This is a genomic window from Streptosporangium becharense (assembly GCF_014204985.1).
Taxonomy (GTDB): Bacteria; Actinomycetota; Actinomycetes; order Streptosporangiales; family Streptosporangiaceae; genus Streptosporangium; species Streptosporangium becharense.
This window is the reverse complement of the sequence record NZ_JACHMP010000001.1, coordinates 470,669-489,891: the sequence shown is the minus strand read 5'-3', so window position 1 is coordinate 489,891 and position 19,223 is coordinate 470,669. Positions and strand designations below refer to the sequence as shown.

Below are 19,223 nucleotides of genomic sequence, written 5' to 3'. Positions count from 1 at the left end.
CGTCCGGCCGCGGGAGAAGGCGTGAGCCGAATCCGCGTGGCCCGGACGTGACGCGGCCGGTGGTCGACGGAGGCGGAATGGCGTTGGAGATCGACCTGACCGGTCGTACCGTCCTGGTGACGGGAGGCGCCCGCGGCGTGGGTGCGGGGATCACCGAGTCCTTCGTCGAGGCCGGTGCCGTCGTCGAGATCTGCGGCCGCACCGAGCCCGCGCCGGGTACGCCGGGTTCCGCCGCGCCGCGCTTCAGCCGGGTCGACGTACGGGACGAGACGCAGGTCCGGCGCTGGATCGACGAGGTGGCCGGGCGGCACGGCGGCATCGATGTGGTGGTGAACAACGCCGGAGGGGCCCCCTCCGCCGACTTCGCGTCGGCGTCCCCCCGCTTCCACCGGAGAGTCACCGAGCTCAACTTCCTGTCGGCCGTGTTCGTGGCGCAGGCGGCCTTCCCCGTGGTCAGCGCGGGTGCGGGCGGGGGAGTGGTGCTGAACATCACCTCGATCAGCGCGCGGCGCCCCAGCCCCGGGACGGCCGTGTACGGCGCGGCCAAGGCCGCGCTGGAGAGCCTCACCGCGAGCCTCGCCGTGGAGTGGGCACCGAAGGTGCGGGTCAACGCGATCAGTTGCGGTCTCGTCGAGACCGAGGGGGCGGCGGGCCACTACGGTGACGCCGGGCAGATGGCCCGGGTGGCCGGGACCATCCCGCGCGGGGTGTTCGCCAGGCCCGCCGACATCGGGGCGGCCTGCGTGCTGCTCGCCTCACCGCTCGCCGTCCACATCACCGGCGCCGTGCTCAACGTCGACGGCGGCGGCGAGCGGCCGGCCTTCCTGCAGTACGCTCCGGACCCCGCGAGGCGCTGACGAGGCGGTCCCGCGTGCCGAGGCCGCGGGCGGCCGGGGAACGGGCGGGGGGAACGGGCCGGGCCGTCGCGTACGGCGGCGGTCCCGCGTGCCCGGGGCCGCGGCCTTGGACAATGGGGGCGGACACGTGCCCGGGGTGGGGTGCGGTGCTGAGAGGAGACCTCTATGGCGGTGGCCAAGTCACGCCGGGCGGAGCGGGGGAGCGAGCCGGTCAGGACCGACGGCAGCGTGGACAGGCGCGCGCAGCTCCTGGCGAGCGCGGCCGAGCTGTTCGCCGCCCAGGGGTACGCCAAGACCACGGTGCGCGACATCGGCGACAGGACGGGCATCCTGGCCGGGAGCATCTACCACCACTTCAGCTCCAAGGAGGCCATGCTCGACGAGATCCTCCGGGAGTTCCTCTCCGGGCTGCACGAGCGGTTCTCGGCCATCGAGGAACGGGAGGCCGACCCGCGCAGGGCTCTCAGCGAGCTGATCCGCACCTCGTTCGCCGCGATCCACGACACGCCGCACGCGGTGGCGGTCTACCAGAACGAGTCGGGCAACCTGGCGCACCGGGAGAGGTTCGGCTACGTCGCCGACTACAGCTCGCGCATCGAGCAGCTCTGGATCCGGGTGCTCACCGCGGGGCAGGCGTCCGGGGTGTTCCGCCGGGACATCGACGTGAAGCTGGCCTACCTGCTGATCCGCGACGCGGTCTGGTCCACGGTGCGCTGGTACCGGCCCGGCGGGCAGTTCCCGTCCGAGACCGTCGCCGACCAGTACCTCGAACTCCTCTACGGCGGCCTGCTCTGACGCACTCGGTCATGCCATCGGCGGGCCGTACGACCGGAGCGCGTCGAAGTCGGCCCGGGCTCGCTCGACGGCTTCGGGGAGGACCGCCGCTCATCGTGCTCAGCCGGGGACCTCGCGGGAACGCAGCGATCCCGGGTCGACGACCTCGCGGATCAGCCGCAGCTCCTCGGCGGTCGGCGCGCGGGTCTCGCCCGCGCCGGTCCCGTCCAGCGGGAATCCGGTGCACTCCTGAACCTGCCGCACCGTGACCCCGGGGTGGACCGACCTGATCCGCAGCCGCCCGTCGGGGCCGTAGTCCAGGACGGCGAGGTCGGTGACGACGACGCCGAGGCGGTGGAAGCGCCGGGCGGCCGGTCCGCCCGTCCGGGCCCGGTCGTTGCCCACTCCCGAGACGACGTCGACGCTTTCGACGAAGACCCTGGTGGAGTGGTTCGGCACCCAGTAGTCGGTCCGGTGGTTCACGGTGTTGCCCGGCGCGCCGCGGACGCCGATCAGCTGCCGCGACGGCCGGCGCCAGTCGCCGATGGCCGAGATGTTCTGGTTCCCGTACCGGTCGAGCTGGCTCGCACCCATCATGCTCTGGCGCCTGCCCGTCTGCAGGACGTCGAAGACACGTCGATACGGCAGCCACGCCTCGATCACCCCGCCCGCCGCCGCCGTCTGCCCGAGGGGCGGGAGCTCGCTCATCAGGAACGCCTCACCGTCGGACAGGACGAGGTCGGGGGAGTGGGTCAGGCGCGCCAGCCGGGCCCCGGCGGCGGGGACGGTCCCGACGGCGTGCGCCAGCACCTCGCCGGCGTCGCGCCAGGTGTCGGAGGCCGCGGTGACGCAGACTTCGGCTCTGGTGAACTCCATGGTCAGCCACGCCTCTCGCCGATGCCGCGGGTTCCGCGGGGACCGTCGGTTTCGCCGATGCGGCCGGCGCAGCCGGGAATACCGGCGCCGCCGGTGCCGCCGGCGTCGTGGAACCCGGCGACGGCGGCCCGGTAGTCCGCCTCGTCGCCGCGCAGGAACGACTCCTCGAAGCGTCGCCACGCGGCGGGGTCCTTCGCCGCTCCCGCGTACTCCCGCTGGAACGCCTCGTCGCGGTCGTAGTCGGGGACGCAGGAGGTGAAGTGGGCACCCCGCGGCGTCTCGACCACTCCGGTGACGTGCATCCGGCTGACCAGGAGGGACTGGACCGGGGCGTCGCGGACGAGGTCGCCGGTCGGGACGATCCGTTCGCAGCTCAGGTAGCAGCGGTCGGCCGCCATGGCGTAGAGGTCGTCGAAGTACGGGTCGGGCCCGAGGTACTGCCCGTTGCCGGCCGCGTCCGCCCGGTTGAGGTGGATCAGCGCGACGTCCATCCGCAGCGCGGGCATCGCGACGTACTCCTCGTCGTCGTACGGGGAGGAGACGGTGCGCAGGTCCGGGTTCATGGTGAGCACGTCGGAGCCGAGGCCGGCCCGGGTCGGGAGGAACGACAGCCGTTGCGCGGCGGCGCGCAGCCCGGCCACGAACATGCCCTCGTCGTACTCGGCGGTCTCGACGGCGCCGCTCTCGCGGGCCGCGCGGAAGTGCGGGTCGAGGGCGATGCTGTCGAGCGAGACGAAGCCGTAGACGAGCCTGCGGACCTTCCCGGCCGCGCAGAGCAGTCCGACGTCGGGCCCGCCCAGGCTCACCACGGTCAGGTCCGTGACATCGGTGCGCAGCAGCGCGCGGACCAGCGCCATGGGTTTGCGGCGCGAGCCCCAGCCGCCGATGCCGACGGTCGCCCCCGGCTCGATCGCCGAGGCGAAGTCCTCCAGGGACATCGTCTTGTCGCGCAACGAGATCACTCCTTTACCCCGCCCGGACCCGGTCGTTAGTATGCACCAAACAAGTGTTTGTTAGAAGGGTCTGCCGATGAGCCGGAAGGTGTGGCATCCCGCGCTCCGGACCCGGGCCACGGAGCTGTTCGGAGTCGAGTACCCCGTCGTCCAGACCGGCATGGGATACGTCTCGGACCCCCACCTGACCGCGGCCACGGCCAATGCCGGAGGGCTCGGCGTCCTCAGCGCCGCGCTGCTCTCCTACGAGCAACTGGCGGAGGCGGTCGACACCCTGCACTCGCTCACCGACCGGCCCTTCGGCGTCAACCTGCGCGCCGACCAGCCCGACGTGGTCAAACGCGCCGACCTGCTGATCCGCAAGAAGGTGAAGGTCGTCTCCTTCGCCCTCGCACCGCGCGAGGACCTCGTCAAACGGTGCAAGGACGGCGGCCTGGTCGTCATGCCCTCCGCCGGGGCCCGCCGGCACGTCGAGAAGGCGGCGGCCTGGGGTGCCGACGCGGTCGTCGTCCAGGGCGGGGAGGGCGGCGGCCACACCGGCCGGGTCCCGACCAGCCTGCTCCTGCCGCAGGCCCGCGACGCGGTCGACATCGTCATCCTGGCCGCGGGCGGCTACTTCGACGGACGCGGCCTGGTGTCGGCCCTCGCCTACGGGGCCGACGGCATCGCCATGGGCACCCGCTTCCTGCTGACGTCCGACTCGCCGGTGGCGCAGGCGGTCAAGGAGGAGTACCTCAGCAAGACCGTCGACGACACGGTGCTCACCCGGCAGATCGACGGCGTCCCCCAGCGGGTGATCCGCGGACGTGCGATCGACGAGCTCGAACGCGCCTCCGCCCCCGGGCGCCTGCTGAGGGCCGCCAGGAACGCGGTGGCCTTCCAGCGGATGTCCGGCACCCCGTGGGGCGACGTCATCAGGGAGGGACTCGCCCTGCGGAGGCGGCACCGGCTCAGCTGGAGCCAGGTGGTGATGGCGGCCAACGCTCCGATGCTGTACCGCACCGCGCTGCTGGACGGGCGTCCGGACGTCGGCGTCATGGCGACCGGGCAGGTCGTCGGCCTGATCGACGACCTGCCCAGCTGCGCGGAACTGCTCGAACGGATCACCGCCGAGGCCGTCGCCGTCCTGGAGCGGCTCGGATGCGGCGAGCGGTCCGAGGCGGGCTGACGGTTTCCGGTCGGGCTGATGGTTTTCGGTCGGGCTCAGCCCGTCGCGAGGCGCAGGTGCTCGAAGAGCCGCCTGCGCCACTCGTGCGGCTGCCCGAACAGCTGGGAGGTCGCGTGGGCCCGCTTGAACACCAGGTGCGCGTCGTGTTCCCAGGTGATCGCGATGCCGCCGTGCAGTTGGATCGTCTCCGCGGCGACCTCGTTGAGCGCGTCGGAACACCAGGCCTTCGCCGTCGCCGCACGCTCGGGCAGGTCCGGTGTGCCGCGCGCGGCCGACCACGCCGCCGCCCGGGAGATCGTGCGGGACGTCTCCACCAGCACCAGCATGTCGGCCATCCGGTGCTTGAGCGCCTGGAAGGAACCGATCGGGCGGCCGAACTGCACCCGCTGCCCGGTGTGGGCGACCGTCATGTCGAGCCCGCGCTGGGCCGCGCCGACCTGGAGCGCGGTGACGGCCACGGCCGCCACATCACGTAACCCGGCGAGCAGGGCGGCGGCGTCCGCGGCCAGGAGCCGGGCGGGGGCGGAGTCGAAGTCCACGCGGGCGAACCGCAGCGTGAGGTCCATGCCCGGGGTGGGCACCCGGTGCACGCCGTCCGCCTCCGGGGCGACCTCGTACAGCCCGACGGCGCCCTCGCCCGTGTCGCCGACGACGAGCAGGACGTCGGCCGCCGCTCCGTCGAGCACCAAGTGCGCCGAGCCCGTGAGACGGCCCTCACCCGACACGCGCACGTCGGAGCGGTCACGGTGCCAGCGTCCGTCGGCCGTCGCCCAGGCGAGCGCGGCCAGTGTCGTCCCGGCCGCCACACCCGGCAGCAACCGTGCGCAGGCCGCGTCGTCACCCGAGCGCAGGATCGCCTGCGCTCCCAGCACCCCGGAGCCGAGCAGGGGAGAGGGGGTGAGCGCGTACCCGAGCCGCTCCAGCACCACGTGGGTCTCCACCAGGGAGAACCCGGCGCCGCCGAACTCCTCGGGCACGGCCAGCGCCGCGACGCCGATCTGCTCGCAGAGGATGCCCCACAGGCCCTCGTCGTAGCCGGCGGGGCTGCCCGCCGCGCGCCGTACCGCCTCGCCGTCGCCGCGCCGGCGCAGTACTCTGCCGACGACGGCCGACAGCTCGGACTGCTCCTCGGACAGTGCGAATCTCACGGGTGCTCCTCAGGCGGTGACGGCCGCGAGCACCCGGGCCCGGTGGAAGGCCGTCGTGCCCCAGGCGGTGGTGAGAGCGCGGATCTTCGTGATCCACAGTCCGAGGTCGTACTCCTCGGTGTAGCCGATGGCCCCGTGGGTCTGGAGCGCGGTGCGGGCGGCGCGGTAGGCCGCCCGCGACACCGCCACCTTGGCGGCCGACACGTCACGTGCCGTGGTCCCGGCCTCCGCCGCGAGTGAGACCGCCGCGCCGTACACGAGGGGGCGGGCGAAGTCCAGGGCGACGCGGACGTCGGCGAGGGCATGCTTGAGCGCCTGGTACTCGCCGATGGGCCGGCCGAACTGGCGGCGTGACCCGGCGTACTCCACCGCGGCGGCCAGCACCCGTTCCCCGGCGCCGAGCAGCTGGGCCGAGCAGGCCAGCGTGGCGGCGTCGAGCGCCCGCGCGACGCGGCCGGGGTCGAGTGTCGCCAGCACCCGGCGGGGACGCACCTCAAAGAGCCTGCGGGAGCGGTCCACCGAGGCCCGCATGGCTCCGGCGGACGCGGTGCGGAGCGTGACGCCGTCGAGGAGGAGCACCTCGCCCGCGATGTCGGCGTCGAGGGCGAACGGGGTCGCCGGTGGCGCGGCGACGGTCACGATGGCCGTCCCACCCGCCAGATCCTCCAGAGGCGTCAGGTCCTCCAGAGGCGGCCCGCCGTCGAAGGCCGCGAGCAGGGCCGGGGCCAGGACCACCGACTCGACGTACGGGCCGGGCACCAGGTGGCGGCCGAGGGCCTCGAAGGCGACGACCACGTCGGCGGGTCCCGCCCCGAGGCCGCCGTGGGTCTCGGGCACGCAGAGAGCGCTCACCCCCGTCTCGGCCAGCCGCCGCCACAGTTCGAGACCGCCGGCGCCGTCGCCGTCCGCCCAGCGCCGCGAGACGGCGGGCACCCGCGCGGCGCCGAGCAGGTCGTCCAGGGAACGCGCGAACTCGCGTTGCTCGTCGCTCGGGGCGAACCTCATCGGTTTCCTCTCGGCAGGCCGAGCAGGCGCTCGGCCACGATGTTCCGCTGGATCTCGTTCGTCCCCGCGTAGATGGGCCCGGCCAGGGCGAACAGGTAGCCGTCCATCCAGTCGCCGTGCAGCTCCGCCTCCGGGCCGAGCAGGTCCAGAGCCGTCTCGTGGAGGTGCACGTCGAGCTCCGACCAGAAGATCTTGTTGACGCTTCCCTCGGCGCCGACGTCGCCGCCGGCGGCGAGCCGGGTGACGGTGGCGAAGGTGTACAGGCGGTAGGCCTGCGCGGCGATCCAGGCGTCGGCGACGCGCTCTCCCAGGGCCGGTGCCCCGCCGCCGCGTTCCCGCCACAGGCCGACGAGCCGGTCGGCCGCCGCGCGGAAACGGCCGGGCGAGCGCAGGGACAGGCCGCGCTCGTCGCCCGCGGTGCTCATGGCCACCCGCCAGCCGTCGCCCGGTTCCCCCAGCACGTCGGCGTCCGGTACGAACACGTCCGTGAAGAAGATCTCCGCGAAGCCGGGGTGGCCGTCCAGTTTGCGGATCGGGCGGACGGTGACGCCGTCCGCGTCCAGCGGGAAGAGGAAGTAGGTCAGGCCCCGGTGCCGGCCCGCCGACGGGTCGGACCGGAACAGCCCGAAGCCCCGGTGCGCGAACGCGGCCCGGGAGCTCCATGTCTTCTGGCCGTTGAGCACCCACCCGCCGCGGGTGTCGTCGCGGACCGCGGTGCTGCGCAGCGCCGCCAGGTCGCTGCCGGCCTCGGGCTCGGACCACGCCTGGGCCCAGATCTCGGCGCCGTCCGCCATCGGACGCAGATAGCGTTCCCTCTGTTCGACGGTGCCGTACCCGAAGATGATCGGAGCGAGCAGGGAGATGCCGTTCTGGGCCACCCGGGCGGGTCCTCCCGCGCGGTAGTACTCCTCCTCGAACAGGACCCATTCCAGGAGCGACGCCCCACGTCCGAGGTACTCACGCGGCCACGACACGACGGACCAGCGGTCCGCCGCGAGCGTCGCCTCCCACTCGCGGTGGGCCGCGAACCCGCGGGGGGTGTCCATGTTCGGCAGGGGCGTCCGCGGTACGTGCTCGCTCAGCCAGGCGCGGGCCTCCTGCCGGAAGACGCGTTCCCGCTCGCCGAGGTCGAGGTTCACCGGGTGGCCCCCCGTTCGCCGGGGTTCACCGACGGTCCTTCCCCGGTGGCCGGTGCCGGGGAGCACGGCGTCAACCGCATCCTCTGGCCGGACGCCCTCCCCCGGTGGCCGGGGCCGGGGTTCACCGGACGCCCTCGGCCCGCGTCGCCGAGTCGCGCATGCCGCGGGCGTCCATTCCGGCCAGCGGGTCGCCCCCCACCTCGGCGTTGTGCGCGTGGGCCGCGTGGTGCAGGCCGAAGGCCGAGTCCATCCCGGCCCGCATCCCCTGGAGGTCCTCCGCCTGGTTGATCGCCTTCTTCGTCAGCGCCAGCCCGAAGCCCGGCATCTCGGCGATCCGCCCGGCGATCGCCAGGGTCGTGCCCTCCAGTTCGTCCCGGGGCACCACGTGGTTGACCATGCCGAGCTCGTGGGCCCGCCGGGCCGTGACGCGGTCGCCGGTGTACAGGAACTCCCGGGCCGCGCGCGGGTTCATCACCCAGGGGTGGGCGAAGAACTCCACGCCGGGGATGCCCATCCGCACGACCGGGTCGGAGAAGAACGCGTCGTCGGACGCCACGATGAAGTCGCACGACCAGGCGAGCATGAGCCCGCCCGCGATGCAGGCCCCCTGCACCATGGCGATCATGGGTTTGGGGATCTCGCGCCACCGGCGGCACATGCCGAGGTAGACCTCGGACTCGCGGGCGAGGCGCCGGTCGACGCCCCGCCTGCCGGTGTGGTCCCACCAGATCACGGCTCTGCGCTCGAACGACTCGTCGGCGTCCCGTCCGGGGCTGCCAATGTCGTGCCCGGCGCAGAAGTGGCGGCCGTTCCCGGCGAGGACGATCACTTTGACCTCGTCGTCGTCGACCGCGCGGACGAACGCCGCGTCGAGCGCGTAGGTGACCTTCGAGTTCTGCGCGTTGCGGTACTCGGGCCGGTTCAGCGCGACGATCGCGACCGGCCCGCGGCGTTCGTAGGTGACCACCGGTTCCCCGGAGGGGGTCTCCGCACTGCTCATCGTCGTCTCCCGCCGATCGTCCGCCGAGTGGCGTCCAGCCCGGGTCCACCCTGCCTAACAAGCGTTTGATTTGCTATCGTGACGCGTGCGGCGGAGCGCCGCAACCCCCGACCGGCGGGACGCACACGGCAGAGGGGCTGATGTGGACCTGACGTACTCGGCGGCCGACGAGGCGTTCCGCCTCGAGATCCGGGACTGGCTGGAGACCCACCTGTCGGGCGACTTCGCCGGGCTGCGCGGGACCGGCGGGCCCGGCGGGGAGAACCAGGCGTTCGAGGAGCGGCTCGCCTGGGACCGGCACCTCGGCGCCCACGGCTGGACCTGCCTCGGCTGGCCGCCGGAGCACGGGGGACGGGGGCTGAGCCTGCCACGCCAGGTGATCTTCCACGAGGAGTACGCGCGCGCCGACGCCCCCGGCCGGGTCAACCACCTCGGCGAGAACCTGCTGGGCCCGACGCTGATCGCGTTCGGCACCGACGGGCAGCGACGCCGTTTCCTGCCGCCCATCGTCGCGGTGGAGGAGCTGTGGTGCCAGGGGTACTCCGAGCCCGGCGCGGGTTCCGACCTGGCCTCGGTGTCGGCCCGGGCCCGTCTCGACGGGGACGAGTGGGTCGTCGACGGCCAGAAGGTGTGGACGTCGCTGGCGCACCGGGCGGACTGGTGTTTCATGATCGCCCGTACCGTCCCCGGCTCCCGGCGCCACGCCGGCCTGTCGTACCTGCTCGTGCCCATGCGCCAGGACGGCGTCGAGGTGCGGCCGATCACCCAGCTGACCGGCACGGCCGAGTTCAACGAGGTGTACTTCGACGGTGCCCGCACCGGGGCGTCCATGGTCGTCGGAGCCCCCGGCGACGGCTGGCGGGTCGCCATGGGAACCCTGGGACTCGAACGCGGTGTCTCGACCGTCGGGCAGCAGATCGGATTCGCACGCGAGCTCGACGCCGTGGTGGCCCTCGCCCGGCGGACCGGCGCGATCGACGACCCGGTGATCCAGGACCGTGTCGCGCGTGCCCGGATGGGCCTGGAGGTGATGCGGCTGCACGCCCTGCGCACCCTCGCGGACGACGCCTCCACCGGCCCCGCGCAGGCGTCGGTGTCCAAACTGGTCTGGGCCACCTGGCACCGCGCTCTGGGCGAGCTCGCCATGGAGGTCGCCGGGGCGGCGTCACTGGTCGTCCAGGCCCCGCCGTACGAGCTCGACGACCTCCAGCGCCTCTACCTGCAGACCCGTGCCGACACCATCTACGGCGGCTCGAACGAGATCCAGCGCAACATCCTCGCCGAGCGGGTGCTCGGCCTGCCCAAGGAGGTCCGGCCGTGACCGCCGGGCGGACCGGTGGGCGGACCGGCGGGCCCGTCCCGGCCTACGTGCCCGGGCACGGGCTGCTGGCAGGGCGTACGACGGTGGTCACCGCGGCGGCGGGGGCGGGCATCGGCGCGGCGGTCGTGCGGCGCTGCCTGGAGGAGGGAGCCCGCGCCGTCGTCCTCGGCGACACGCACCGGCGCCGGCTCGCCGAGGCCGCGGAGGCGCTCGGGGCGGAGTTCGGGACGGACCGGGTGGCGGCCGTTCCGTGCGACGTGACCGAGGAGACCCAGGTCGGCGCGCTCCTCGACCGGGCCGAGGACTTCGGCGGGGTCGACGTGATGATCAACAATGCCGGGCTGGGCGGCACGGCCTCCGTCCTCGACATGACCGACGACCAGTGGGGCAAGGTCCTCGACGTCACGCTCACCGGGACCTTCCGCTGCGTCCGGGCCGCGGGCAACCGCATGGTGAAGGCGGGCAGGACCGGTGTGATCGTCAACAACGCCTCCGTCGCCGGGTGGCGCGCGCAACGGGGGCAGGCGCACTACGCGGCGGCCAAGGCGGGAGTCATGGCCCTGACCAGGTCCGCCGCGATGGATCTGGCCCCGCACGGGATCCGGGTGAACGCCGTCTCACCGAGCCTCGCCATGCACCCCTTCCTCGCCAAGGTCACCACCGGGGAGCTCCTCGCGGAGCTGACGGCGAAGGAGGCGTTCGGGCGGGCCGCCGAACCGTGGGAGGTCGCCAACGTCATGGTCTTCCTGGCCAGCGACTACTCCTCCTACCTCACCGGCGAGGTGGTGTCGGTGAGCAGCCAGCACCCCTGACCCGCACCCGGCCTGGATCGGCCCGCTGCCCCGTACCGGGTCCGCATCCGCCTGTTGACCCGTACCCGGCCCGCATCCGGTCCCGGCCCCTGACCAGCACCGGGACCGCACCCGGCCCTTGACCCGCATCCGCCCCCGGCTCACGAAGGAGGCCGCACATGGCCGAGGCATATCTCATCGACGCAGTCCGCACCCCCGTGTGCCGTCGCGGCGGCGGGCTCGCCGGGGTGCACTCCGCAGACCTGGGTGCCCACGTGATCAATGCGCTCGTCGGCCGGAGCGGGATCGACCCGGCCCGCGTCGACGACGTCGTCTTCGGTTGCACGGACACGATCGGCTCCCAGGCGGGCGACGTCGCCAGGACCGCGTGGCTCGCGGCCGGGTTGCCGGACCACGTGCCCGGGGTGACCGTCGACCGGCAGTGCGGCTCCAGCCAGCAGGCCGTGCACTTCGCCGCGCAGGCCGTCATGTCCGGTACGGCGGATCTCGTCGTCGCCGGCGGGGTGCAGAACATGTCGGCGATCCCCATCTCGGCCGCGATGACGGCCGGGCGGCAGTTCGGGTTCACCACCCCGTTCGCCGAGTCGAAGGGCTGGCTCGCCCGGTACGGGAACCGGGAGGTCTCCCAGTTCGGAGCGGCCGAGATGATCGCCGAGCGGTGGGGGATCAGCCGGGAGGACATGGAGGAGTTCGCTCTCCGCAGCCACCGCCGTGCCGTCGCGGCGATCGACGGGGGCCGGTTCGACGAGGAGATCGAACCGGTCGGCGGGGTCTCCGCCGACGAGGGCCCGCGCCGCGACACCAGCCTGGAGAGGATGGCCGCGCTCGCACCCCTGCGGGAGGGCGGACGCGTCACGGCGGCCGTCGCGAGCCAGATCAGCGACGGCGCGTCCGCCGTGCTGGTCGCGTCGGAACGGGCCGTCGCCGGGTTCGGCCTGACACCGCGGGCACGGCTCCACCACATCTCCGTGCGCGGCGACGACCCGGTCTGGATGCTGACCGCGCCGATCCCGGCCACCCGCCACGCACTCGGCCGGACCGGGATGTCGATCGACGACTTCGACCTCGTCGAGGTCAACGAGGCGTTCGCGTCCGTCGTGCTCGCCTGGATGAAGGAGATCGGCGCCGACCCGGACCGGGTCAACGTCAACGGCGGCGCCATCGCCCTGGGACACCCCATCGGGGCGACCGGCACCCGGCTGATGACGACGATGCTGTACGAGCTCGAACGGCGGGCAGGACGCTACGCCCTCCAGGTGATGTGCGAGGGCGGCGGCCAGGCCAACGTCACCGTCATCGAGCGGATCTGACCGCTTTCCCCCGTCCCGGCAGGTGGCCGGTGCCCGTGACGGGACGGTCTCCCGGGAGGGGCGGGTACCCGTCCGGAGGGGTCAGGTGCCTGGCCGGAAGAGCCGGATGTCCGTCCGGAGGGGGCAGGCGCCCGTCCAGAGAGCTCAGGTGCCCATCCGGAAGGCTCAGGTGCGCGTCCGGAGGGATCAGGCGTCCGTCCGGAGGGGTGCTTCGACGCGGGTGAGCCAGGCGGCGAGGAGCGTTTCGAGCTGTGCGGCCTCCTCGGTGGTGAGGTCGCCGAGGAGCCGGTGCTCGTTGCGTATGTGATCGGTGAACGCCCGGTCGATCAGGTCCTTTCCCGCGGGGGTGAGCGCGACCACCCGCCCGCGGCCGTCGTGCTCACTCGGGCGGCGGGTGACGAGCCCGTCGCGTTCGAGCCGGTCGATGCGCTTGGTCATCGCGCCGGTGGTGACCATGGTGAAGGCGGCGAGCTCTCCGGGAGCGCGTTCGAACGGCGGCCCGGCGCGCCGCAGGGTGGCGAGGACGTCGAACTCCCCCTCCCCGAGCCCGTAACGCCGGTAGACGACGCAGAGCTGCTCGGTGAGGTGCGCGGCGAGGCGGTGGAGCCGCCCGATGACGCCCTGCGGGCCGACGTCCAGGTCCGGTCGCTCGCGGGCCCAGTCCCGCTTGATGCGGGCGACGTGATCTGAGGGTTCGCTCATGATGAGAGCATAGCTTCCATGGAAGCTAATTTTCGATGGCTGGCCGTCACGGCGCTGGCGCCGGTCGCGTGGGGAGCCACCTACTTCGTCACCCACCAGTTCCTGCCTTCCGGCTACCCGCTGTACGGCGCCGCCGTCAGGGCCCTGCCCGCGGGGCTGCTACTCCTGCTCATCAGCAGGAAACGTCCCCGCGGGTCGTGGTGGTGGAAGTCCCTGGTCCTCGCAACCCTCAACATGAGCGCGTTCTTCGCGCTGATCTATCTGTCGGCCCAGTTGCTTCCGACGAGCGTCGCCTCGACGATCATGGCGACGTCGACCGTCGTGATGATGCTCCTGGCCTGGACGCTGCTGTCGGAGCGGCCACGGGTCCTGCACCTGGCCGGGGCCGGTATCGGCATCGGAGGGGTGTGCCTGATGCTGTTCACGGGCACGGCCGCCATGAGTGTCCCCGGCGTGCTCGCGTCCGTCGCGGCCATGACGATGTCGTCGTTCGGGGCCGTGCTGGCCAAGAGATGGAGCGCGGAGGTCGACGTGCTGTCGTCGACGTCGTGGCAGCTCATCGCCGGGGGAGTGATCCTGGTTCCCTTCGCCGTCGCGGCGGAGGGCCCGCCGCCGGCCCTGGACGGGGCCGCGGTCCTCGGATTCGGTTACGTCTCCTTCATCGCGACGGCCCTCGCCTTCGCGGCCTGGTTCACCGGGCTGCGGCACCTGCCGGCCGGGACGGTGGGGCTCATCGGGCTGCTGAACCCGGTGACGGGGGTGCTGCTCGGCACGGTGGTCGCGGGGGAGACGCTCACCGTGCGGCAGCTCTGCGGACTGGTGCTGGTCCTGGGCGGGATCCTGCTCGGACAGCCCGCCGCCGCCCGCCTCGTCTCGCTCGCCCGGCGCCGGGCCGTCCGCGGGCCTGGTTCCGTCCGCGGGTCTGATCCGGTCCAGGGGTCCGATTCCATCCGTCGTCCCGCGGTTCTCGCCACCTCGCCGGTCCCGGAGACGGCGCCTTCGACCGCCGAGAAGACGTGAACGATCATGGTCCGGACGATCCGCCGCGGTCCGGCCGTCGTACTCACCTCGTCGGAGAGCGACCGCCACCGGTCGTGACGGTTCCGGAGCGGTGTGGGAGCGACGGCCCGCGCGACCCCGGCGTGCCGTCGAGGCGCCTCGCGAAGGGGCGGGCCGCCTCTCGAAGGGACAGGTGTAGGAATACCGTCAATATCAGGGCCTTCGCCGTATGAATCCCATCAAGAACAGCAGAAACCCCTAAATCTGGCGATTTCCTGTTTCTAGGCCGCCCGCGACAGGGGCGGCGGAAACAAACATGTCCAGATTGAGGAGTGAGGATGGCGGACGTCATCTTCGTCGCCCTGACGATCGCGGTCTTCGCGGTCCTGGGGCTGGTCGTGAGGGCGGTGGAGCGACTGTGAGCACCGTCAACGCCACCGGGCTCGTCGTGGTCGCCGGCCTGCTGGTCTTCATGGTCGTGGCCCTGCTGTTCCCGGAGCGTTTCTGATGCCGTCGACCCTGGCGGGGATGGCGTTCGTCGTCTCCCTGCTGCTCGCGCTCGCGCTGTGCTACCGGCCGTTGGGCGACTACATGTACCGCGTCTACACCGGAACCCGGCACAACGCCGTCGAGCGGGTGATCTACCGGCTGCTCGGCGTGCGGCCCGACGGCGAACAGCGCTGGGGCGTCTACGCGCGCGGCGTGCTGGCCTTCTCGGTCGTCTCGGTCCTGTTCCTGTACGGCCTGCAGCGCCTGCAGAACCACCTGCTGCTGTCCCTCGGCATGGGGCCGGTGGAGCCCGCCCCGGCCTGGAACACGGCGATCAGCTTCGTCACCAACACCAACTGGCAGGCGTACTCCGGCGAGTCCACGATGGGCCACCTGGTGCAGACCGGTGGCCTGGCCGTGCAGAACTTCGTCTCCGCCGCCGTCGGCATGGCGGTGGCCGTCGCACTCGTCCGGGGCTTCGCCCGCACCGGGACCGACACACTGGGCAACTTCTGGGTCGACCTGGTCCGCGGCACGCTCCGCATCCTGCTGCCGATCGCGTTCGTCGCCGCGTCGGTGCTGGTGGCCGGCGGCGTGATCCAGACGTTCGCCGACCACGGCACGTGGACCACGCTGACCGGCGGTGAGCAGACGTTCACCCCAGCCGCGGCCGCCTCCCAGGAGGCGATCAAGAACCTGGGCACGAACGGCGGCGGCGTCTTCAACGCCAACGCCGCCCACCCGTTCGAGAACCCCACGTCCTGGACGAACTGGGTGGAGATCCTTCTGCTGACGGTGATCGCCTCCTGCCTGCCGCGCACGTTCGGCCGCATGGTGGGCGACAACCGGCAGGGTTACGCCATCATCGGCGTGATGGCGATCATCGCGGTCGTCAGCGTCGGCGTCACCCAGTGGGCCGAGCTGTCCGCGGGCGGCACGGTGCCGCAGGCGGTCGGGGCGGCGGTGGAGGGTCGCGAGACGCGTTTCGGCGTCTCGAACTCGGCCATGTTCGCCAGCGCCACCACCCTCACCAGCACCGGCGCGGTCGACTCCTTCCACGACTCCTACACCGCGCTCGGCGGTGGCATGCTGATCGTCAACATGCTGCTCGGCGAGGTGGCGCCCGGCGGGGTCGGCGCGGGACTGTACGGCATGCTGATCCTGGCGGTGATCACGGTGTTCGTGGCGGGCCTGATGGTCGGCCGCACCCCCGAGTACCTGGGCAAGAAGATCGGTGCCCGGGAGATCAAACTGGCCTCGCTGTACCTCCTGGTCACCCCCGCCCTGGTGCTGGTCGGCACGGCCGTGGCCATGGCCACCGAAACCGGCCGCGCGGCGATGCTGAACACCGGCCCGCACGGCCTGTCGGAGATCCTGTACGCCTACGCCAGCGCGTCCAACAACAACGGCTCGGCCTTCGCCGGGGTCAGCGTGAACACGCCCTTCCACAACACCACCCTCGGGTTGTGCATGGTCTTCGGCCGGTTCCTGCCGATCGTGCTGGTGCTGGCGCTGGCCGGATCGCTGGCCCGGCAGACGCCCGTCCCCGCCTCGGCGGGCACGCTGCCCACCCACCGGCCGCAGTTCGTCGGCCTCGTCGTCGGTGTGACGGTCATCCTGGTCGCCCTCACCTTCCTGCCGGCCCTGGCGCTCGGCCCCCTCGCGGAAGGAATCCACTAGAGATGTCAACGCACGTGCTGGAACCACCTGGCCAGGCGCCGTCACCGCAGAGGAACGGCCGGGCCGGCGGCGGTCTGCTCGACCCCGGACAGATGATCAGGTCGCTGCCGGACGCGGTCAGGAAGCTGAACCCCGTGACGATGTGGCGCAACCCGGTGATGTTCGTCGTCGAGGTCGGCGCCGCCTTCACCACCGTGCTCGCCGTCGCCGACCCGTCGTGGTTCGCCTGGGCGATCGTGGTCTGGCTCTGGCTGACAGTGATCTTCGCCAATCTCGCCGAGGCCGTGGCCGAGGGGCGTGGCAAGGCGCAGGCCGCGACGTTGCGCGCGGCCAAGCGCGACACCACCGCCCGCCGCCTCAGGAGCCGCGACGACCACGGCCGGTGGGACGAGGTCGGCGCGTCCGAACTCCGGCAGGGCGACCACGTGGTCGTCGAGGCCGGAGAGGTCATCCCGGGCGACGGCGACGTGGTCGAGGGCATCGCGTCGGTGGACGAGTCCGCCATCACCGGTGAGTCCGCTCCGGTCATCCGCGAGTCCGGCGGAGACCGCTCCGCGGTGACCGGCGGCACCAAGGTGCTGTCCGACCGGATCATCGTCCGGATCACCCAGAAACCCGGTGAGAGCTTCGTCGACCGTATGATCGCCCTGGTCGAGGGGGCGAACCGGCAGAAGACGCCGAACGAGATCGCGCTCAACATCCTGCTCGCCGCCCTGACCGTCGTCTTCCTGGTGGCCACCGCGACCATGCAGCCGCTGGCGGTCTACTCCAAGGCGGTCAACCCGGGCGTGCCGGACTCGCTCGCGCTGACCGCCGACGGCGTCAGCGGGATCGTGCTGGTCTCGCTGATCGTGTGCCTGATCCCGACCACGATCGGCGCGCTGCTGTCGGCCATCGGCATCGCCGGCATGGACCGCCTGGTGCAGCGCAACGTCCTGGCCATGTCGGGCCGCGCGGTCGAGGCCGCCGGAGACGTCTCCACGCTGCTGCTGGACAAGACCGGCACCATCACCCTGGGCAACCGGCAGGCCGCCGGGTTCGTCCCCGTCGCCGGGGTGAGCCGGGCGGAGCTGGCGGAGGCCGCGCAGTTGTCCAGTCTGGCCGACGAGACGCCCGAGGGCCGCTCCATCGTGGTCCACGCCAAGCGGGCCCACGGGTTACGCGAGCGTCGACCGGGTGAGCTGACCCACGCCGAGTGGGTGCCCTTCACCGCGCAGACCCGCATGTCCGGTGTCGACCTGGACGGCCGCCAGGTGCGCAAAGGCGCGGCGACCGCCGTGATGAAGTGGGTGCGCGACACCGGCGGCCACCCGACCGGAGAGGTCGGGCACATCGTGGACGGTGTCTCCGCCTCCGGCGGCACGCCCCTGGTGGTCGCGGAGAAGGGCCGGGTCCTCGGCGTGGTCCACCTCAAGGACGTGGTCAAGGAGGGCATGCGCGAGCGCTTCGACGAGATGCGCCGCATGGGGATACGCACCGTCATGATCACCGGTGACAACCCGCTGACCGCCAAGGCCATCGCCGACGAGGCCGGGGTGGACGGCTTCCTGGCCGAGGCCACTCCCGAGGACAAGCTCGCGCTGATCAGGAAGGAGCAGGAGGGCGGTCGCATGGTCGCGATGACCGGGGACGGCACCAACGACGCCCCGGCCCTGGCCCAGTCCGACGTCGGGGTGGCGATGAACACCGGCACCAGCGCCGCCAAGGAGGCCGGGAACATGGTCGACCTGGACTCCGACCCCACCAAGCTGATCGAGATCGTCGAGATCGGCAAGCAGTTGCTCATCACCCGGGGTGCGCTGACCACCTTCTCCATCGCCAACGACATCGCCAAGTACTTCGCGATCATCCCGGCGATGTTCACCGCGGTCTACCCCGGCCTGGACGCGCTCAACATCATGCGCCTGGCCAGCCCGCAGTCGGCGATCCTGGCCGCGGTGATCTTCAACGCCCTGGTGATCGTCGCGCTGATCCCGCTCGCGTTGCGGGGCGTCAGATACCGGCCGTCCAGCGCGTCCAAGCTGCTCAGCCGCAACCTGTACGTCTACGGCCTGGGCGGGATCATCGTCCCGTTCATCGGCATAAAGATCATCGACCTGATCGTTCAGTTCCTTCCGGGGATGTCATAAATGAACCGCATGCCCAGCTGGATTCGCCGGCACGTGGCGGCGCTGCGCGCGCTGCTCGTGCTCACGGTGGTCACCGGCGTCGTCTACCCGCTCCTGGTCACCGGCGTGGCGCAGGCACTGTTCGACGACAGGGCCGACGGCTCCGTCATCGACAAGGACGGCAAGGCGATCGGCAGTTCGCTGATCGGCCAGTCCTTCACCGACGCCGACGGCGACCCCGTCGAGAAGTACTTCCAGTCCCGCCCCTCCGCGGCCGGCGACGGCTATGACCCCACCTCGACCGGCGCCGGCAACCTGGGCCCCGAGGACGTCGTCGACACGCTGCCGGTGCCCGGCGCCAAGGATAAGGAGGGCAATCCGGACGAGGGCAGGCAGTCACTGCTCACCCGGGTCTGTGCCCGGTCCAAGGCGGTCGGGGAGCTGGAGGGCGTCAGCGGCGCCCGCCCGTACTGCACCCCGGACGGGGTGGGGGCGGTGCTCAAGGTCTTCCCCGACCGCGCCGTCAGCGTCAACCAGGCATGCCCCGCCGCCCCCTTCGTCACCGGCTACCGGGGGCTGAAGGTCGAGTGCGCCGAGCCGGGCGAGGACTACGCCGCGGGCCGGACCGTCCCCGTACGCGGGGACGCCGTCCGGGTGCGGGTGCCCGCCGACGCCGTCACGGCGAGCGGCTCCGGGCTGGACCCGCACATCTCGCCCGCCTACGCCCACCTGCAGGCGCCGCGGGTGGCCCGGGAGCGCGGGCTGCCGGTCGAGCGGGTGCGCGCGCTGATCGGCGAGCACACCACCGGCCGTGCCCTCGGCTTCATGGGCGAGCCCGTCGTCAACGTGCTCGAACTCAACCTCGCCCTCGACAGGGCCTGA

The 19,223-nt window shown here is 72.4% G+C and carries 18 protein-coding genes; 11 read left to right on the top strand and 7 right to left on the bottom strand.

Features of this window, described 5'->3' with window-relative positions:
* The first annotated feature begins 77 nt into the window (after positions 1 to 77).
* Together F4562_RS02175 and F4562_RS02170 are read left to right on the top strand one after the other, a co-directional pair.
* A complete protein-coding gene (locus F4562_RS02175; RefSeq protein ID WP_184540552.1) occupies positions 78 to 857 on the top strand; it encodes an SDR family oxidoreductase in 780 nt (259 codons plus the stop codon).
* 165 nt (positions 858 to 1,022) lie between these two features.
* The gene (locus F4562_RS02170) at positions 1,023 to 1,652 is read left to right on the top strand and encodes a TetR/AcrR family transcriptional regulator (RefSeq protein WP_184540551.1); all 630 of its coding nucleotides are present in this window, start codon (positions 1,023 to 1,025) and stop codon (positions 1,650 to 1,652) included.
* Between the two features lie 99 nt (positions 1,653 to 1,751).
* Here the strand turns inward: F4562_RS02170 and F4562_RS02165 are convergent, their stop codons facing one another.
* Together F4562_RS02165 and F4562_RS02160 are read right to left on the bottom strand one after the other, a co-directional pair.
* Complete coding sequence (locus F4562_RS02165) at positions 1,752 to 2,507, bottom strand: CoA-transferase subunit beta (protein ID WP_221206599.1); 756 nt, start codon at positions 2,505 to 2,507, stop codon at positions 1,752 to 1,754.
* 2 nt (positions 2,508 to 2,509) lie between these two features.
* Positions 2,510 to 3,445 (bottom strand): CoA transferase subunit A, encoded by a 936-nt coding sequence (locus F4562_RS02160; RefSeq protein ID WP_221206726.1) that lies wholly within the window; start codon positions 3,443 to 3,445, stop codon positions 2,510 to 2,512.
* Positions 3,446 to 3,536: 91 nt separating this feature from the next.
* On the opposite strand from F4562_RS02160, the gene F4562_RS02155 reads away from it, so the two are divergent.
* Complete coding sequence (locus F4562_RS02155) at positions 3,537 to 4,628, top strand: NAD(P)H-dependent flavin oxidoreductase (RefSeq protein WP_184540549.1); 1,092 nt, start codon at positions 3,537 to 3,539, stop codon at positions 4,626 to 4,628.
* Between the two features lie 35 nt (positions 4,629 to 4,663).
* Here F4562_RS02155 and F4562_RS02150 read toward each other — a convergent pair whose 3' ends face one another.
* From F4562_RS02150 to F4562_RS02135, 4 genes are all read right to left on the bottom strand, one after another.
* Positions 4,664 to 5,776, bottom strand: coding sequence for an acyl-CoA dehydrogenase family protein (locus F4562_RS02150; RefSeq protein ID WP_184540548.1), 1,113 nt, complete (start codon positions 5,774 to 5,776; stop codon positions 4,664 to 4,666).
* Between the two features lie 9 nt (positions 5,777 to 5,785).
* Positions 5,786 to 6,781 carry an acyl-CoA dehydrogenase family protein gene (locus tag F4562_RS02145; protein WP_184540547.1) on the bottom strand — a complete coding sequence of 332 codons (996 nt, stop codon included), beginning with the start codon at positions 6,779 to 6,781 and terminating at the stop codon, positions 5,786 to 5,788.
* Positions 6,778 to 7,920 (bottom strand): acyl-CoA dehydrogenase family protein, encoded by a 1,143-nt coding sequence (locus F4562_RS02140; RefSeq protein WP_184540546.1) that lies wholly within the window; start codon positions 7,918 to 7,920, stop codon positions 6,778 to 6,780. The genes F4562_RS02145 and F4562_RS02140 overlap by 4 nt, the downstream gene beginning before the upstream one ends.
* A gap of 121 nt (positions 7,921 to 8,041) precedes the next feature.
* Positions 8,042 to 8,920 carry an enoyl-CoA hydratase gene (locus tag F4562_RS02135; RefSeq protein ID WP_184540545.1) on the bottom strand — a complete coding sequence of 293 codons (879 nt, stop codon included), beginning with the start codon at positions 8,918 to 8,920 and terminating at the stop codon, positions 8,042 to 8,044.
* 142 nt (positions 8,921 to 9,062) lie between these two features.
* Here F4562_RS02135 and F4562_RS02130 point away from each other — a divergent pair, with 142 nt between their 5' ends.
* The 3 genes from F4562_RS02130 to F4562_RS02120 all read left to right on the top strand — a co-directional run bounded on the left by F4562_RS02130 (position 9,063) and on the right by F4562_RS02120 (position 12,363).
* Positions 9,063 to 10,241 (top strand): acyl-CoA dehydrogenase family protein, encoded by a 1,179-nt coding sequence (locus F4562_RS02130; protein ID WP_184540544.1) that lies wholly within the window; start codon positions 9,063 to 9,065, stop codon positions 10,239 to 10,241.
* Positions 10,238 to 11,053 carry an SDR family oxidoreductase gene (locus F4562_RS02125; protein WP_184540543.1) on the top strand — a complete coding sequence of 272 codons (816 nt, stop codon included), beginning with the start codon at positions 10,238 to 10,240 and terminating at the stop codon, positions 11,051 to 11,053. Before F4562_RS02130 ends, F4562_RS02125 begins: the two co-directional genes overlap by 4 nt.
* A 158-nt stretch (positions 11,054 to 11,211) precedes the next feature.
* Positions 11,212 to 12,363 carry an acetyl-CoA C-acetyltransferase gene (locus F4562_RS02120; protein ID WP_184540542.1) on the top strand — a complete coding sequence of 384 codons (1,152 nt, stop codon included), beginning with the start codon at positions 11,212 to 11,214 and terminating at the stop codon, positions 12,361 to 12,363.
* A 186-nt stretch (positions 12,364 to 12,549) separates the two neighbouring features.
* Here F4562_RS02120 and F4562_RS02115 read toward each other — a convergent pair whose 3' ends face one another.
* On the bottom strand, positions 12,550 to 13,065 hold the full coding sequence (locus F4562_RS02115) for a MarR family winged helix-turn-helix transcriptional regulator (RefSeq protein WP_184540541.1): 516 nt from the start codon (positions 13,063 to 13,065) through the stop codon (positions 12,550 to 12,552).
* Between the two features lie 18 nt (positions 13,066 to 13,083).
* On the opposite strand from F4562_RS02115, the gene F4562_RS02110 reads away from it, so the two are divergent.
* From F4562_RS02110 to F4562_RS02085, 5 genes are all read left to right on the top strand, one after another.
* Positions 13,084 to 14,085, top strand: coding sequence for an EamA family transporter (locus F4562_RS02110; RefSeq protein ID WP_184540540.1), 1,002 nt, complete (start codon positions 13,084 to 13,086; stop codon positions 14,083 to 14,085).
* A 397-nt stretch (positions 14,086 to 14,482) separates the two neighbouring features.
* Positions 14,483 to 14,572 (top strand): K(+)-transporting ATPase subunit F, encoded by a 90-nt coding sequence (kdpF, locus tag F4562_RS34530; protein WP_184540809.1) that lies wholly within the window; start codon positions 14,483 to 14,485, stop codon positions 14,570 to 14,572.
* A complete protein-coding gene (gene kdpA / locus F4562_RS02095; RefSeq protein WP_184540539.1) occupies positions 14,572 to 16,233 on the top strand; it encodes a potassium-transporting ATPase subunit KdpA in 1,662 nt (553 codons plus the stop codon). Before kdpF ends, kdpA begins: the two co-directional genes overlap by 1 nt.
* A 2-nt stretch (positions 16,234 to 16,235) precedes the next feature.
* Entirely contained in the window at positions 16,236 to 18,362 is a 2,127-nt protein-coding gene (gene kdpB / locus F4562_RS02090) for a potassium-transporting ATPase subunit KdpB (RefSeq protein ID WP_184540538.1), read from the top strand.
* Positions 18,363 to 19,223: a potassium-transporting ATPase subunit C gene (locus tag F4562_RS02085; RefSeq protein ID WP_184540537.1), complete on the top strand. Its 861-nt coding sequence runs from the start codon at positions 18,363 to 18,365 to the stop codon at positions 19,221 to 19,223.

Coding starts and splice junctions, on each gene's coding strand:
- F4562_RS02160 (WP_221206726.1), bottom strand. CDS start 3,445: ATGTCCCTGGAGGACTTCGCCTCGGCGATCGAGCCGGGGGCGACCGTC.
- F4562_RS02175 (WP_184540552.1), top strand. CDS start 78: ATGGCGTTGGAGATCGACCTGACCGGTCGTACCGTCCTGGTGACGGGA.
- F4562_RS02135 (WP_184540545.1), bottom strand. CDS start 8,920: ATGAGCAGTGCGGAGACCCCCTCCGGGGAACCGGTGGTCACCTACGAA.
- kdpB (WP_184540538.1), top strand. CDS start 16,236: ATGTCAACGCACGTGCTGGAACCACCTGGCCAGGCGCCGTCACCGCAG.
- F4562_RS02165 (WP_221206599.1), bottom strand. CDS start 2,507: ATGGAGTTCACCAGAGCCGAAGTCTGCGTCACCGCGGCCTCCGACACC.
- F4562_RS02110 (WP_184540540.1), top strand. CDS start 13,084: ATGGAAGCTAATTTTCGATGGCTGGCCGTCACGGCGCTGGCGCCGGTC.
- F4562_RS02085 (WP_184540537.1), top strand. CDS start 18,363: ATGAACCGCATGCCCAGCTGGATTCGCCGGCACGTGGCGGCGCTGCGC.
- F4562_RS02115 (WP_184540541.1), bottom strand. CDS start 13,065: ATGAGCGAACCCTCAGATCACGTCGCCCGCATCAAGCGGGACTGGGCC.
- kdpA (WP_184540539.1), top strand. CDS start 14,572: ATGCCGTCGACCCTGGCGGGGATGGCGTTCGTCGTCTCCCTGCTGCTC.
- F4562_RS02155 (WP_184540549.1), top strand. CDS start 3,537: ATGAGCCGGAAGGTGTGGCATCCCGCGCTCCGGACCCGGGCCACGGAG.
- F4562_RS02120 (WP_184540542.1), top strand. CDS start 11,212: ATGGCCGAGGCATATCTCATCGACGCAGTCCGCACCCCCGTGTGCCGT.
- F4562_RS02145 (WP_184540547.1), bottom strand. CDS start 6,781: ATGAGGTTCGCCCCGAGCGACGAGCAACGCGAGTTCGCGCGTTCCCTG.
- F4562_RS02170 (WP_184540551.1), top strand. CDS start 1,023: ATGGCGGTGGCCAAGTCACGCCGGGCGGAGCGGGGGAGCGAGCCGGTC.